Source organism: Methylocystis sp. ATCC 49242 (genome assembly GCF_000188155.2).
GTDB lineage: Bacteria > Pseudomonadota > Alphaproteobacteria > Rhizobiales > Beijerinckiaceae > Methylocystis.
Window position 1 is genome coordinate 3,346,761 of the sequence record NZ_KE124774.1, and the last position, 14,700, is coordinate 3,361,460.

Annotated in this window: 10 protein-coding genes and 1 pseudogene; 4 read left to right on the forward strand and 7 right to left on the reverse strand. The window is 58.6% G+C overall.

The window, feature by feature from the left end; translation table 11 throughout:
• Position 1: 1 nt before the first annotated feature.
• From MET49242_RS25230 to MET49242_RS18365, 3 genes are all read right to left on the reverse strand, one after another.
• A complete protein-coding gene (locus MET49242_RS25230; protein WP_144259686.1) occupies positions 2–313 on the reverse strand; it encodes a DUF6626 family protein in 312 nt (103 codons plus the stop codon).
• A 986-nt stretch (positions 314–1,299) separates the two neighbouring features.
• Positions 1,300–2,091, reverse strand: coding sequence for an aminoglycoside phosphotransferase family protein (locus MET49242_RS18360; RefSeq protein ID WP_036288672.1), 792 nt, complete (start codon positions 2,089–2,091; stop codon positions 1,300–1,302).
• 310 nt (positions 2,092–2,401) lie between these two features.
• Complete coding sequence (locus MET49242_RS18365; protein WP_051134303.1) at positions 2,402–3,757, reverse strand: IS1380 family transposase; 1,356 nt, start codon at positions 3,755–3,757, stop codon at positions 2,402–2,404.
• A gap of 902 nt (positions 3,758–4,659) precedes the next feature.
• Between MET49242_RS18365 and MET49242_RS18370 the strand changes: the two genes are divergently transcribed.
• The 3 genes from MET49242_RS18370 (at position 4,660) to MET49242_RS18380 (ending at position 7,572) form a co-directional block, all read left to right on the forward strand.
• Positions 4,660–4,983, forward strand: a complete 324-nt coding sequence (locus MET49242_RS18370; protein ID WP_036285118.1) for a hypothetical protein — start codon at positions 4,660–4,662, stop codon at positions 4,981–4,983.
• A 43-nt stretch (positions 4,984–5,026) separates the two neighbouring features.
• Positions 5,027–6,040 carry an IS110 family transposase gene (locus MET49242_RS18375; RefSeq protein ID WP_036287984.1) on the forward strand — a complete coding sequence of 338 codons (1,014 nt, stop codon included), beginning with the start codon at positions 5,027–5,029 and terminating at the stop codon, positions 6,038–6,040.
• A gap of 365 nt (positions 6,041–6,405) precedes the next feature.
• Positions 6,406–7,572: an IS110 family transposase gene (locus tag MET49242_RS18380; RefSeq protein ID WP_244452947.1), complete on the forward strand. Its 1,167-nt coding sequence runs from the start codon at positions 6,406–6,408 to the stop codon at positions 7,570–7,572.
• A gap of 428 nt (positions 7,573–8,000) precedes the next feature.
• Here MET49242_RS18380 and MET49242_RS18385 read toward each other — a convergent pair whose 3' ends face one another.
• From MET49242_RS18385 to MET49242_RS18395, 3 genes are all read right to left on the reverse strand, one after another.
• Positions 8,001–9,389: an ABC transporter ATP-binding protein gene (locus MET49242_RS18385; RefSeq protein WP_244430850.1), complete on the reverse strand. Its 1,389-nt coding sequence runs from the start codon at positions 9,387–9,389 to the stop codon at positions 8,001–8,003.
• 17 nt (positions 9,390–9,406) lie between these two features.
• Positions 9,407–10,690 carry an FtsX-like permease family protein gene (locus MET49242_RS18390; RefSeq protein WP_036285120.1) on the reverse strand — a complete coding sequence of 428 codons (1,284 nt, stop codon included), beginning with the start codon at positions 10,688–10,690 and terminating at the stop codon, positions 9,407–9,409.
• A gap of 395 nt (positions 10,691–11,085) precedes the next feature.
• Positions 11,086–12,756: a hypothetical protein gene (locus tag MET49242_RS18395; RefSeq protein WP_144259687.1), complete on the reverse strand. Its 1,671-nt coding sequence runs from the start codon at positions 12,754–12,756 to the stop codon at positions 11,086–11,088.
• A gap of 232 nt (positions 12,757–12,988) precedes the next feature.
• Here MET49242_RS18395 and MET49242_RS18400 point away from each other — a divergent pair.
• Positions 12,989–13,801, forward strand: a pseudogene (locus tag MET49242_RS18400) (IS5 family transposase).
• Between the two features lie 23 nt (positions 13,802–13,824).
• On the opposite strand, the gene MET49242_RS24455 reads toward MET49242_RS18400, so the two are convergent.
• Positions 13,825–14,585, reverse strand: a protein-coding gene (locus MET49242_RS24455; RefSeq protein ID WP_144259567.1) for an IS5 family transposase whose coding sequence is annotated in 2 segments (ribosomal slippage) — positions 13,825–14,252 and positions 14,252–14,585 — 762 coding nt in all. Because the reading frame shifts where the segments join, the coding sequence is not laid out codon by codon here.
• Positions 14,586–14,700: the final 115 nt, after the last annotated feature.

Sequence of the window (14,700 nt, forward strand, 5' to 3'; positions counted from 1 at the left end):
CTCAAGCCTCATACTCGACGAACACGGCTTCGGCACAGGCTTCTGCCAGCTCCTTCATCCGTTCGGCAACTTTTTGAACTTTTGGCGGTTGTTCGACCGAGGTGAGCAGATTGCTAGCTCGGCGGAGACGCATGGAGCAGTGAGCAAGCACTCTCGGACTTGGCTGGCGGTCTCGTGACCTCAAGCAATGCAGATAGCCGGCGTTCATGCCAAGCCAATTGACGCTGAAATCATTCGTGCTGCGTACAGCCCCAAGCTGCTTCAGTTCATTGAAAATGTTTTCGATAAATTGCCTGTTTTCTGAATGGGTCATAGGTCCTCCAATGAATTTTATATTGTAACTATTTATGCAATTTCAGCGTCCTTAAACGCAAGAATATCGCAACCAAAACTACATTGAGCGTATAAATAAACAAGCAACGGAAACAGGTGACGACATGAAGCCAATAGACAGAAAAACACATAGGACATCAAGCCAGAATGATCGGCCAAGGCACAACGCCAGCTACGCCAACTCGAAGACCATGCGAGTGATCGATTTTACCACAGCTAAAACCAAACGTGAGAAGGCCGAAAGGTTCTCGCAATACAAGATTGCTATGGCTCGGGTTTTATACGGCTGGAACAATGAGCCAGGGGAGAAATACCCCGAGACTTGGCGTCCAGAACGAAATCGCAGAGAATATCGGAATTTTTGATCTTTTTTGTCGTCGATGTGAGTCTCGTTGCTAAATAAACTTGTCAAGCGTCGTTCTCGGAGAAATGGGAGCTCGCGGCATCGAAATTGCCCTGCAGTGATATCGCCTTTGTTTAAATGGGGTTTTCTCTCATCTGCGCCTCGAGTCTCGCGCACAGCGTTCCAGCAAACCGGAATCGGAATGCTCACGCGAATTCGAGCAGAAATCAAAAGGATTAATTTACCGTAAAGCCGGAGCGCCATTGAGATAGAAAACGCCGATCGCGCAATTGGCTGATTGCCCGACCTGAGCAAGCGGAGAATTTTAATTCGGTCCTTTCGGGGAAATCAAAAACGGCATTCGAGCCTTGTCCATGACCTCCGCAGCCTCGCCCGTATCGAGGCCGACGGCGTCTGAAAACAAGGCTACCGCCCGAGTGTCACGACATTCAGCGTCCATCACTTCGTCGCCGCTAGGCGAGAGCGGCAGGGACGGTTCGAAACACGGGTCAATTGCTTGCGGAAATTTCCCGTTTCGCCGAGCCGTTTTCTCCGTGAAAATCGACGCTCGATCAAAGATGACGGGCTCCAGATCTCCTCATGACGATCACTGGACTGGACCTTCAATTTAATTCCGCCGCCGCCGCTTCCGCCACGGCAAGACGCAGGCTCGCTTCGTCGGGATCATGAGACAACCACGTGACGGACCAACCCGCGTAGGAAAGAACCCATTGCAGCAACCGTCGACGCTCGAGCCCCGCAGCTTCGGCAATCACGGTGGCTTGCCGCGCGAGGCGACCACCCGCCAATGCTAAGTCGCTGTCCGGATTGCAGAAGATATTTGCGTAATCGAATCCTCGCTCGCCGAGGCCGGGAATGGAATCGATCGCAAGCCAGCCTCGAGCGCCAAAATGGAGAATATTGTCGTGATGAATGTCGCCATGCAGCACGACAACGTCTTGCGGCGCTGCGAGCAAGTCCTTTGCCGCGGCGGCCGCCGTCACCAATATTCCCCCAAGTCCCGCAGCCGTTGATTCGAACCCCTCGAGGCATTTGTCTAGCGGCAGGAGCCCGCCCGGCGGATCGGGTCTGGGAGCATGGAGGCCTGCTATGACTTCGCACATGATGCGACTTGCCTCGTCATCTCTCCCGTTTCTCGCCAAGTCGGCGAGCGAGATATTGTTCTCGGCCCACTCCAGCAGGATTGCTGCGCCGTCTCTCGCTAGGACACGCGCCGCTCGGTCTCCACCCCACCATGACATGATGACGCCGCCGACCTTTTCGCGCTCGGTCAAAGCTATTTTGAGCATTGCCGCGACGCCATATCGCCTCACCGGCAACAATCTGCTGCTGTGAGTGACGACAGGCTCGCCGACAGGAGTCAGCTCCCATCGATCGAGGTAATCCGCAAACATGGCGCTAACCATACCACAATCCGGATTCGCCGGGAGCCCCCCCGCGGGGAAAACAGCCGGTTCGTTGATTTGATGCCGATTTCGGAACGCTTCTATCCGGGATTCGCCAGATGACCCCGGGTTCGGAGGTAAGCTTTGCGTCATTTGGACGCTTTGGCAAGTCCGAGGCGCGGGTCTGAGCAGCCTCAGGGGCGGATACGGGCCGGTGATCGACCGAACCCGCCGGGGACCAACCAGCACTGGCTGGATTTTCCATCATCGAGACGCACCTCTTCCGTCCTTTGGCTCGAACTCATGACGCGGAAACGCCCTATGCCGTTGACGACAAGGGCGGCGCTCGCAACGCGGCGATCATCCGCAAGATGTCAGCGAACGAGCTTCGCGGAATCGCGACCTCCGCCATCTGGAAGGCGACATAGCGAGCGTGAGCGACGACCTTCGCGCCAATCTTGATCAGCTTTTCCTTGAGCGTCGTCAGCGACCAATCTTTGATCGGCTCGGGCGTCGCGAGCGTGCGCAGGAAGTTGCCGAGGTTGTAAGCGAGCGCATGAAGCTGGAGACGCACGGCGTTGGCAGCGAAGGAGCGACAGGACAGCCGGGTCCAATTGATCGCCCCTTTGCCTTCCTTGATGTATTGCTCGCAAGTCCCGCGCTTGTTGTAGAAAGCGACAACATTCTCGGCGCGCCTCGCCATGTTGGTGACGATGAACCCGACGCGCGGATAAAGCTCGCCCACATGCCATTCGACTTTCGCGACGACCCGGCGCGGTTTCCTCCGGCTTCCAGCCTGATAGCGGAAGCTCGCATAGAAGCGCCGGACGGCATTCGGCGGGCGTCCCACGGGGCGCGTCAATAGATGTGCAATCCGCTCTTGCAAGACGCGGTTCGTCGGCAGGCGAATGGCGTATTTGAGGCCCTCGGCTTCGAGACAATCGTAAATCTCAGGATTGGCGAAGCCGGCGTCGCCGCGGAAGTAGATGCGCGAGACGCGACCTTTGTAGCGCGCCAGGACCGGCTTGAGCACGCTCTCCCAGCCGTCGGCGCTATGGACGTTGCCCGGCCGCAGCGCGCAGCGCTCCAGATCGCCGAACTGGTTGAACAAGAACAACGGATGATAGCAGGTACACTCGTAGTGCCCGTTCCAGCAGCTCTTTTCCTGTTCGTCGTGGGTAGGACTGACGCTCGAATCCATGTCGAGCAGGATGCCTCTTGGCGGTCGGCGGCTGTGGACGCGGTCGATCCATCTGCCTGAAAGATCGGCCAGGGCGGAGAGGTTCTTCTCGGCGGCGAGCCAGCGCGTCTCGAAGCGGCCGATTTGGCTTGGCGACGCCGCGCCGGAGATGGCGGCCCTGCCGCCGACGACCCAGCGCATTGCCGGATCACGCCGTAGCCGCTCGGCGTCGTTCACGTCCTCATACCCGGCGAGCCGCCCGAACACAGACTGTCGAAACATTCCGACGAGACCATGCCGGCCATTCTTTCCGGTGCGGGCGTCGGCGAGAGTCTCGCCTGCCAAGGCGCTCAGGCCAAGCGCGTCGTCCAGTTCGCGGTAGGCGAGCAATCCGGCATCGGAGGTCACGACCGAACCGCGAAACTGAAGCATCAATCGCCGGTCGAATTCGAGCCGGAGAACCTCGCGGTTTGATTCACCCGTCGGGTTCGCCATAGCCGCCTCGACCAATCGAGCACAAGATCCTGAAAATTATGCACCAATAGTCGGGTTCGTACAAGAAATTCGTGCGTCATCCGGCGAATGCGGGTTAAAGACAATGGATTGAGCGGTTGGACGGTCTGCAGAGGAGCAAAGGGCGAATTGACATATCGAAGACATGGACCAGACATCTGTTCTGAAGTCCGAGCCATGAGTGGGCTCTGTTGACTACCTGCAACCCACAGACCACAGCTGGTCGTTCGCATGGCCAGCTGCTCGGTCGCGTTTGAATAAAGTCTGCACATAATGGTCGACAGCCAAACCACCCCTACCTCGTAAAAGAGACTGTGCAATGCGGATGACCGACGCCTCATCAGAATGGCGATGAACTTTAGCCCCAAAACGGGGCTAAGTATGACCTGTCCTATCAGAATAGCTCATCGAGAAAATAATCAATGAAACAAAATCGCTATCGAGCTCGACTGATGCGAGTTGATCGAGCATCAAGAGCGAAGATAGCTGCATCCAAGCATCGAGCGTGGTGCATTCAGCTCAGACAATATCATCCCACACAGCAATCAATCCCAATCACAGAAAATCATATATGCGGCTGACCAAGGCATGATTTTTTGGTCGTTAGTCAGGTCATTGTGTTTCGAACAATCGATTTTTGGATTTCTAGTTCAGGACTTTTTGTGGGTGATTTTTACATCGATTTAGAATGAATAGATTCAATTACTTGTCTCATCTGAAATTCTTTTAAGAAGCTCAAAATGGATGGCCATCTATGTGCTGTGACTGATCTATTTTCTGGTCTTTTATCGAACAAAAAAATGAATTTTTCAGCTTCGTTTATTGAGCAGCTCGGACAGCTGAGATTACAATGTTAGCATAACACATTTTGGAGGTGACGAATTATGAATATTGAGATGTTTTATGAATGCAAGGATATGTATAGAATTGTTGTGGTTCTTGGTGATGACGATGATGATGCAATAGACCGTGCTCAGGCGACCTGGCAGGATTACCGCGAAGTATGGCTTGGCGATGTAGGCACTTCGTTGCATGAAGCCTTGCTCTCCGCCGTCACTCGTTCCACGCATGAATATGAATGGGGAGATTCGAACTACTACTATATCGAGTTTCCAAACAAACGGACTGCAAATAGGGTTCTCAATCAGGCAGCTGCTACGGGCTATGAACTGATGGGGTGGATGCCCCCTCCACCCAGCATTGTGTGATGCTGGGTCGGCGCCGGGAGGCGCAGTTATGGAGGACGTGCATATGTCTGAAGTTCATGTTTTGGCGATCGATTTGGCGAAACGCAGTTTTCAGCTTTGCGGGACGGATCGCGGTGGGGCGGTTCTGTTCAATCGGACCGTGTCTCGTTCGAAACTCGAGCAAATCCTCCGGGCGCAGCCGCCCTGCATCGTCGCGATGGAAGCCTGCGCGACGAGCCATTACTGGGGCCGAATGGGAGTTGCTTGTGGACACGAGGTTCGTCTGATCCCGCCGATCTACGTCAAGCCGTTCGTGAAGCGTCAGAAGAATGACGCCGCGGATGCTGCGGCGATCGCCGAGGCCGCTTTGCGGCCGAACATGCATTGCGTGGCGGTCAAGAGCGCCGAACATCAGGCGCGGGCCGTCGCCTTCCGCGCCCATCAATGCTTCGTCGGACAACGCACGCAATTGATCAACGCGCTTCGCGGTCACCTGGCGGAGTTCGGACTGGTCGTCGCGAAAGGCCCCGCGAATTTGAAGTCACTCGTCGACATGATGAAGGATGAAAGCGTCGATGTCCCAGAAGCAGTGCGGGACGTCGTCCAGCTCTTCCTCGATCAGATCGAAGCGATTACTTCCAAGATCGAGGATCTGGCTCTGCGGCTCAAAAAAGCGACGAAGGAAAACGACGAGATGCGGCGTCTTTGCACTGTCCCGGACGTTGGCCCTGTGACCGCCGGAGCCGTGCTCGCCTTCGCTCCGGACTTGCGGGCTTTTTCGAGCGGCAGAAATTTCGCCGCCTGGCTCGGCCTTGTGCCACGCCAGCATTCGACAGGCGGGAAAACCCGACTGGGGGCGGTCAGCAAGATGGGGCAGAACGATATCCGCCGGTTGCTGATCGTCGGCGCCATGAGCAGGATCCGCTGGATCGTGCGCAAGGGCGTATTGCCCGACAATTGGCTTGGCCGCATTCTCGGCCGCAAGCCGAGGATGGTCGCAGCCGTCGCCCTCGCGAACAAAATGGCGCGCATCATCTGGGCCATGATGACCAGGGAACAGAATTACCGAATGGCGTGATCCGCGAAAGCCCAACCGGGCGCGAAGCGGAAAAGCGCTGACAGGGCCGGCGTAGCGCCGGTTCCGGCGAGGAGATCGACCGACGACATATGCGGCAAGGACTTCAATGTTCAGAATGGGGAAAGCCGGTCCCGGGGCTCGAGCCAACCAAGCTCTCTGAACCGATGTGGACCCTGTTCTTCGAACGGCATGCCGGCCCGTGACGCAAAGCAGGCCACGTCAAGAGGCCTGACACACGACCGATAGAAGCGCCGCGCTGAAATGTCGCCGAAGAATCACCTTGCCAAAACGGGGGCAATGGTATGGACCCCGCCCTTGGCCTAGGCTGGGATGTCGAACTGTCACTCGCAGAGCAGGAGACGACCATGCACATCGTCCGTATCGGCCTCGATCTCGCGAAATATGTTTTCCATCTTCACGGTGTTGACGAACGCGGCAAAGTCGTTTTGCGTAAGACTTTACGCCGCCCGGCCGTTGCGCTCTTCTTCGCGAATCTTCCGCCCTGCATTGTTGGAATGGAAGCCTCGAACGGCGCGCATTATTGGGCCAAGACGTTCTCCGAGCTTGGGCATGACGTTCGATTGATCAGCCCGCAGTTCGTCACGCCATACGTAAAATCCAACAAGAATGATCGGAATGACGCCGAGGCGATCTGTGAAGCAGTCGGCCGTCCGAACATGCGGTTCGTTCCGGTCAAATCCGCCGAACAGCTGGCGATCCAGGCTATTCATCGGATTCGCAGTCGTCTAGTCGCCAATAGGGTTAGACTTGTGAACCAGATCCGCGGCCTACTCGGCGAGCACGGCGTCGTTATTGCGCAGACCATCGGCAATCTTCGGCGCGCTTTGCCGCGGATCGTCGACGAGGAAAGCAACGGTCTGAACAGCATTGTTCGGGAGTTGATCGGCGAATTGCGGGAGGAATTGATCGACCTTGATAGGCGGGTCGCAATTTACGATCGCAAAATCCGGGAATTGTATCGAACAAGCGCAGCATGTCAGCGCCTCGGCATGGTCGAAGGAATTGGACCTATTACTGCGACAGCGCTGGTCGCAGCGGCTGGCGATGCAAAATGCTTCAAGAATGGACGGCAGTTCGCGGCATGGATCGGACTTGTCCCGAGACAACGATCGAGTGGCGGCCGATCGCGGCTGCTCGGCATCAGCAAACGCGGCGACCGATATCTTCGTACCTTGCTTATCCACGGCGCACGCGCCGCCTTGGGCCGGATACGAGGGAAGCAGGATCCGAGAAGCCTTTGGCTGCTCAAAGCGCGCGAACGCCATCATCCAAATGTCGTCGCCGTCGCGCTCGCCAACAAGAACGCGCTCTTCGCGGGCTCAGACGGCGGCGCCGAGAACTGGGCGATCGTCGCCTCGCTCATCGAAACGTGCAAGCTCAATGGCGTCGATCCGCTCGCCTACATGACCGACGTGCTCATCAAGATTGTCAACGGCCATCTCTCGAGCAAGCTCGACGAACTCATGCCTTGGGCCTACGCGCCGCCCGTCGGAATCAAAGACGTGGCCTGAAAACATCGGATACTGATCATCTGAACGAACTCATATTGGATCAGGATGTCTTTTGGATCGACCGTATGCTTAGGCTTGCTAGATTTCGATTTCGTCATGGGCTTCCCCGAGCGTTGAGCGGCTTGACGAAAATCATAAGCTGCTCAGAATGGCCAGCCCCCAAGTGCTCAACTTGAGCAGGGACCTCGCAGCGGGCAAATTGTAGGCAGAAGCAGACGCGTCCTTCGTTCATTATATCTCGCGCCAGGTGATTGCGTAGGTAGCGACTCGAAGCTGCGGCCGAGCCAACCGCCGTTTTGCTCCAACCGGAAGCAAGATTGTCGGTGCGGCGACCACTTCCGACCACACATTACTCGAAAAATCTCCTCGTCGGCCCCGTCTTTTACCCAGAACACGCTCCGTGGGGTTCTCAATTACCAAGTCTCATTCTAATGCGGCGGCATCCAGATCCATAAAGGCGGCGCGCTCGGGAAGTGGACGTCCTTGAGGATTGTTTCGTCGGAAACGTCGTCCGGCTTCAGATAGACGTAATAGTTGTCGTTGCGCTGGAACAACTCATCCTTCGGCGTGCTCTCAGGGCTAATCAACATGTTATTGGCGAAACGCACATGCATGTAGTGGGGAAGCAGTTCGGTGAATTTGTCGACACTTGCCTCAAGCGTAAAGCGATAGAGCTGGCGGCCCGTAACTTTCAGCACCGCCGCGGTCGCTTCCGCGATCGGCGTGAGCGGCGCCTCCTGCCAGCCGGTCCCAACCTGCACAAAGGCCAGCACGCTTGGCGACATGACATAGATCGGCGGGTCCTGACGGGTGTTTTCGATATAAATCGTCACCTCGAAGCGGTTAGCGCCGAGACTCGTGATCGAGGCAATATCACTGCGCAGGGTCGAGGTTGCGAGTTCCTCCAAAGCGGCGAGACGCGCGCGGTGCGCCTCAATTTCATACCGTTGGTAGCGAGCCACGCCCTCGTTCAGCAGGAACGCGAGCCCAAACAATACTCCGGCGACGACGCCCGCCCGCCGAACGCCCGCCCAGAGATTGCCGCCAAGCCTATGAAACGCCTGCGCGCCCTCGGTCGCGGCGACGATCGGTGGCTCATGTCGGGCTGGCGCAGGCAGCACAATTGGCGTAGCGAAGCGCGGCGGCGCCTCGATGCAGACGCCGCCGAGCGCCGTGAGGACGCCCTGCTGCATTTCCAGGACGCGGTCCGCGAGTCCGGCAAGGTCCCGATTGTGCGTGACCATCACCATGCCGAAGCCCTCTTCGGCCCGCAGCGCCTGCAGCAACGATACGATCTCCCGCTCGGTTTCTTCGTCGAGATCGCTCGTCGGCTCGTCGGCGAGAAGCAGGCGCGGCGCATTGATTAGCGCCCGAGCGATGGCGACGCGACGCTGCTCGCCGCCCGACATTTCACCAGGGAAAGCCGACAAGCGGCGAGACAGGCCGACTCGTGTCAGTAGATCATGCGCACGCGCGTAAACCTGCTCGGGCGGGGCATCCCCGCCGAGCAGCGCGGGAAGCGCCACATTGTCGATGGCGCGCAGATTGGAGAGCATGCTCGAAAACTGGAAGATGAAACCGATCTCTCGACGGCGGACGTCGGCGAGGCGCGTCTCGGGGAGCGACCAGAGGATCTCGCCACCGATGGCGATTTCCCCGCCTGTGGGCCGCGTGAGCGCGCCAATCATGGCAAGCAACGTCGATTTGCCCGATCCCGACCGGCCCACGATAGAAACGAACTCCCCCGCCTCGACCAAGAGATCGGCGTCCGCCACTGCGTCCACGCGCTTTTCGCCGTCGCCGTAGGACTTCTGCAAGCGTGTCGCCCGGAGGATCATGGCGCGCTTTCCATCTGAATCATGCGGGCCGGCTCCAGGCGCATCGCCTGACGGCTCGCCAACAGGGCGCCGATGAGGCCGAGCATGAGGCCGAAACACAGGGACGCGGCGCCCGCGCCGATGATGAAGCCATCCGGCGGGCCCTCGAAGGGCACGCCCAGCGAGGTGAAATAAAACCCGAGGGAGCGCGCCGCGAGGAAGATCAGGGATATGCCGAATACGACGCCGGCAACTCCTCCTATTCCGGTGATGAGGAGCGCCTCGAGCAAAGTGAGCGTGATGATCTGGCGGGGCCGCGCACCCATCGCGCGCAACATGCCGATCTCGCGATAGCGCTCCTGCACGATCGCCGAAAACAGCAGCGATACGACGAACAGCAGCGCCATCAGGAGCAGCGCGGCGAAAGCGCCGGCGCCCCACACGAGGGTCCCGAGCGATTGACGCGCTGCGGTGAAGATCGGATTGCCCGAAACGACCTTGATCGCCGGTATCTGTCCGATGGCGAAACGCGCCTGTTCGAGCGAGGCGCCCGGCGCCAGTTGCAGCAGAAAGGCGGAAACCCTTCCTGGCGCGAGGTCCGGCAGACATTCGGCGCCCATGTGGTGGTGATGGTGCGAATCGCCGGTCTCGTGCGGCGCCGGCGCGCCGTCTGGACGCATCTGTCGGGCCGCATCGATCAGCTGTTCGAGACCGGCGAAAGTGAGAAAGTAGGATTCGTCCACGGGACCGACGCCCGTATGGCCCAGCCTGCCATCGATCGTCAGGGTTCGGCCACAAACCGAGAGCGCTTCACCGGGCTTTTGCGTCACCCTTTCACCGACGAGCAGCCCGGTAGGGGCAAGTGAACGGCGTTGGCCTTGTGGCAACCACGGCTCGACCGTGAAGTCGGCGTCCGGATCATAGGCGATAAGCCGGATTGCACGACCCTCGACGCCCGCCTCGACGAGCCGTTGCGGCGCCACTTTGGCGACCCCGGGAATTTGATGAAGCGCCTCTCCGAGCTGTGTATCCAGTTCGAGTTCCGTCGGTTGCACTGTGAGAAGCGTGCTGGTGAGATTGACCAGCGTTCCCTGCGGCACGATGCCGAGATCGGCGCCCATGCGCGAGAAGCTGGTGACGATACCGTCCCGCAACGACCATCCGAGAATAGCCCCGGAAAATCCGACGCCAACCGCGATCATGATGGCGAGGCCGAGGAAGACGCTGCGCAGCAGCCGGCGGGCGACATTTTGCGAGGCGAGCCTCAGCAGAAGAAAGCGCGCGCGGGACCGGTATGACATGGGAGGCTCAGGGTTACGCGTAAAAGCGGCCCGACGTTGAAGTCGGGCCGCCGTTGTTGTCGGGATGCTTACTGATCCCTGAAGCAGGCGAGATGAAAAGACCGTCGTGACGGCTTCCCACTCACGCCATAGGTGCAGACCCGCATTTGCACAGGGTTTTCCAGGAGGCCAACCGTGCAAAAACCAGGCTCAACAGACTCATAAGCCACGCTACCGATGACACAGGAGAAATTCGTCTTCGCCGAGTTCTGGAGTGGGATCCCACAGCTCACGACATAGACCCCTTCACTCGTCATTTCGCATTTATCGATCAGATACCCGCGCGCGATCGAACCATCGGCGTTGATGACGCAAGCGAGACGATGTTCAAAAGCAGCCACTCAACCTCTCCTGCCTCAGACAGTCGTCGAGCGACTGTGGATCAGTTCCTGATTGTTTCTCGGAACAATCACGCAGTCATGGTGCCCGCCGAAGTTCGGGATGTAGCCGACAGGCTCGAGTGTATCTTGGGTGAAGATGAAAGTCCCGCCTTCCAGCCGCTGGAAGCCGCTGAAGATCGCCAGAACATATTTGCCGTCGTAAGTGACATGCATCGTCTGCGTGTCGACGCCGACATTCTCGAAGCGTTTGATCGTCGTCCAGCTCTTGGTGTCGACGACGACGATCGAGCTTTTTGCCGGCTTTTGATGCAACTCGGAGACGAACATTTTCGAGGCGTCCATCGAGAAGGTGATGTGGAAGGGACTCGGCGTCGATCCTGTCCAATGAGAGTCCTTGAAGACGGTGACGCGCTTCCAGTTGCGCGGATCGCGATCCTCGCAGTTGAACACGCCCATGCTGTTCTGACGGGTGTTGTTGGTCATGGTGAACCACTTGCCGTCGGGGCTGAAGCCGCATTCATGGCCCGAGGTCACGACGTTGTCGAGCGTCAGTTCCCAGATGCCGTCGGCGATCTTCTTGATGGGAAGCGCGTCTTTCGACGTGCCATCCGGTGAGGAAACCGCGGCGACCGGCTCCATGGTCGTGCGGTCGAAGACCACGCCGACAGAGAACATGCGAAGCGTCACGAGCGACAGCGGGTGGATCGGGTGATGCACGCAGTTGTCCGCGCCCGTCAGCGCCTTGACGTCGCTGCCGGGAAGCTGGCCGGTATAAGCGAGATATTCGCCCATCGGCACCATTTCCCATTCCAGCTTGTTGCCCTTGATCCCGCGATAATCATAGAGGCCGGTTTCGGGCGCCTTGACGAGGCGGCTGATGCGCACCTTGCCGCCCTTGAACCAGTTGTCCTGCAGCAAACCGTTGGACTCGTTGCCGATCCAGTCGAAACGGAAGGCGTCGATCACTTCGGTCTTGTTGTATCCGGTGGCGCGCTTGAAAAAAGCGACGATGTCCTTCTGACCGTCGGAGACTGAGAAGCCCGATGCATCCGGGAAAATCACCGTGTGGACGCCAAGGCCGATGCCCGTGGTCTCGGCGATATTCTCCAGCAGGTTCATCTGCTGGCCATCAAAACCAACGCGATAAATCTGGTTGCCTTGACCCCACAGCGGATCGAGCATGCCATGTTCGCGGATTTGTGTGGGAATCCCGTAGATGAGGACATTCTGAGCGCCTTGCGTGGAATTCAGGAATTCGAAGCCCTTCCGCGGATCAGCCGATGGGAAGGCGGCGAGATGGTGGGCGATCGGGCAGCTGTCGCCATAGTTCCAATATTCGATCCAGGCCATCGTCTTGCCGGTCGCGAGATCCTGAACCTGCGCGCCGCCGCCGAGTTTGGTCGGTGTAAGCCAAACGTAATCGCCCAGCGTGGCGAGACGGAGCGCGCTGGATTCCGCCGCGGAAGCGGAGGGAGCCAGCGGATTGGATTCTCCCATCAGCCGCGACAGGAGACCTCCCGCAGTGGCCGATCGAGCGCCCAGAATGCTCCCCACGATGCCGGTCGTCGCGGCGGTCAACAGCTTCCGTCGATCGATCGGGCCGCGCTGATTATAAAGACGCGTCACGTTCGGCGCGCTTGCGCCCGCTGCCTCTGCGCCCTTTTTCATGTTCTGATCATTGGACATGGCGTGCTCCAAATGGATTCTTATCGCGAGCCCCGGTGACGTTCTACCATCCGGGCGGACCGGCTTCCAACCTGACGGGCGTCTGAGACACGAAAATCCTCAATCGCGGAGGTTCAGTCAATCGGCGTGCTGCTCAAAGTGAGTGGCAAGAATTTGACAGACGGTCTTAGTTTAGACCTAGGTTTTAGATGGTGTTATGTACTTTAGCGATTGATTGCCTTAATAGAATCGGATGTCTCCGCTTCGAAAGCCTTATCCGTCCGGCGTCAGCGACGAAGAATGGTCGCTGGTCGTGCCTTATTTGACGTGCAAGGACGAAGCGCGCCGCAGCGTCAACATCCGCTGCGCGAGCTGTTTAATGGCCTTCATTACGTTCTGCGTTACGGGATCGCATGGCGCGCCATGCCCAACGATCTGCCGCCGTGGTCGGCCGTGTATCAACAATCGCAGCGGTGGCTGGGGGCGGGCGTGTTCGAGGCGCTGGCGCAGGATCTGCGCGCCTTCTTGCGCGTCGCTTTCGGGCGCGCCGCGGAGCCGACGGCAGTGATCATCGACAGCCGCACCTTGCGCGACTCCGGAGAGCGGCCCACGAGCGGGCTATGACGGCGCGAAGCGAAAGCGCGGCTCGAAGCTGCACATGGCAGTCGACACATTGGGCCATTTGCTGGCGTTGCATGTCACGCCGGCGAATGTCGACGGCCGCGCCGAAGTCGGCAAGCTCGCCGCCGCCATACAGGAGGCGACCGACGAGAGCGTTGAGCTGATTTATGTCGATCAGGGCTACACCGGCGAGAAGGCGGCAGAGGCTGCCAAGGCGCAGGATGTCGAGCTTTGCGTCGCCAAATTGGCCGAGGCGAAGAAGGTCTTCGTTCTCTTGCCCAAGCGCTGAGTAGTCGAGCGTTCATTCGCCTGGGCGATCCGATGCAGAAGGCTCGTCAAAGACTACGAGCGCTATGCTCAGACCCTCGCAGGACTCCACGTCGTCGCCTTCGCATGTCTCATGCTCAATCGCACCGCAGAAGATTTCATGCTCCAAAGTGCATAACACCCTCTAGGTCCTGTGGACACTTACCTTAACCAGAGGACGATGGCTGCGACTGTCACAACTGCGAGGTAGTTTTTCGCGGTTTTTTCATATCTCGTGGCGACGCGCCTGAATTGCTTGAGCTTGCTGAAGGAGCACTCGACGAGGTGACGCTGCGCATAGTGATGCGCGTCGAGCGGATGCTTTATGGCCCGGGATGGGTTGTTGGGAATGACGGCCGTCGCATTTTTGGCTGCGATCGCTTTGCGGAACGCATCGGAATCATAGGCTGTGTCGGCCATGACGAGGTCCGCTTGCAGACCTTCGACAAGGGCGAGGGCTTGCGGCGCGTCGCCCGACTGCCCGGCGGTGAGGCGAAAGCGAACAGGACAACCGAGCCCGCGCACGGCGAGATGGATTTTCGTGCTCAGGCCACCGCGCGAGCGGCCGATGGCCTGATTTTGAGCCCCCCTTTTGCGCCGCTGGCGTGCTGATGCGCCCGGACGATGGTGGAGTCGACGATCAGATATTCAAAGTCGGGATCGTCAGCCAAGGCCTCGAACAACCGAAACCATACGCCCTTCTCGCTCCAGCGGCTGAAACGCCGAAACACGCTGTTCCATTCACCAAAGGCTTCGGGAAGGTCGCGCCAGGGCGAACCCGTGCGCACCAGCCACAGAACCCCTTCAACGAACATGCGATTGTCGCGCCCCGTGGACCCACGCTGATCCGGGCGGCCAATGATCAAGCCAGATATCCGAGCCCATTGCGGATCCGTAAGAACCAGTCGCTCCGAGACGCCCAAGGCTTCCTCCTCAAAAGAAAGCCTTGAATCATCTCGACCCCGATTCGGGAATCCCCCCAAGAGTCCACAGGACCTAGCGTCCACGCTCAGCGGACAAAGCGGCGGGCGCGGACGT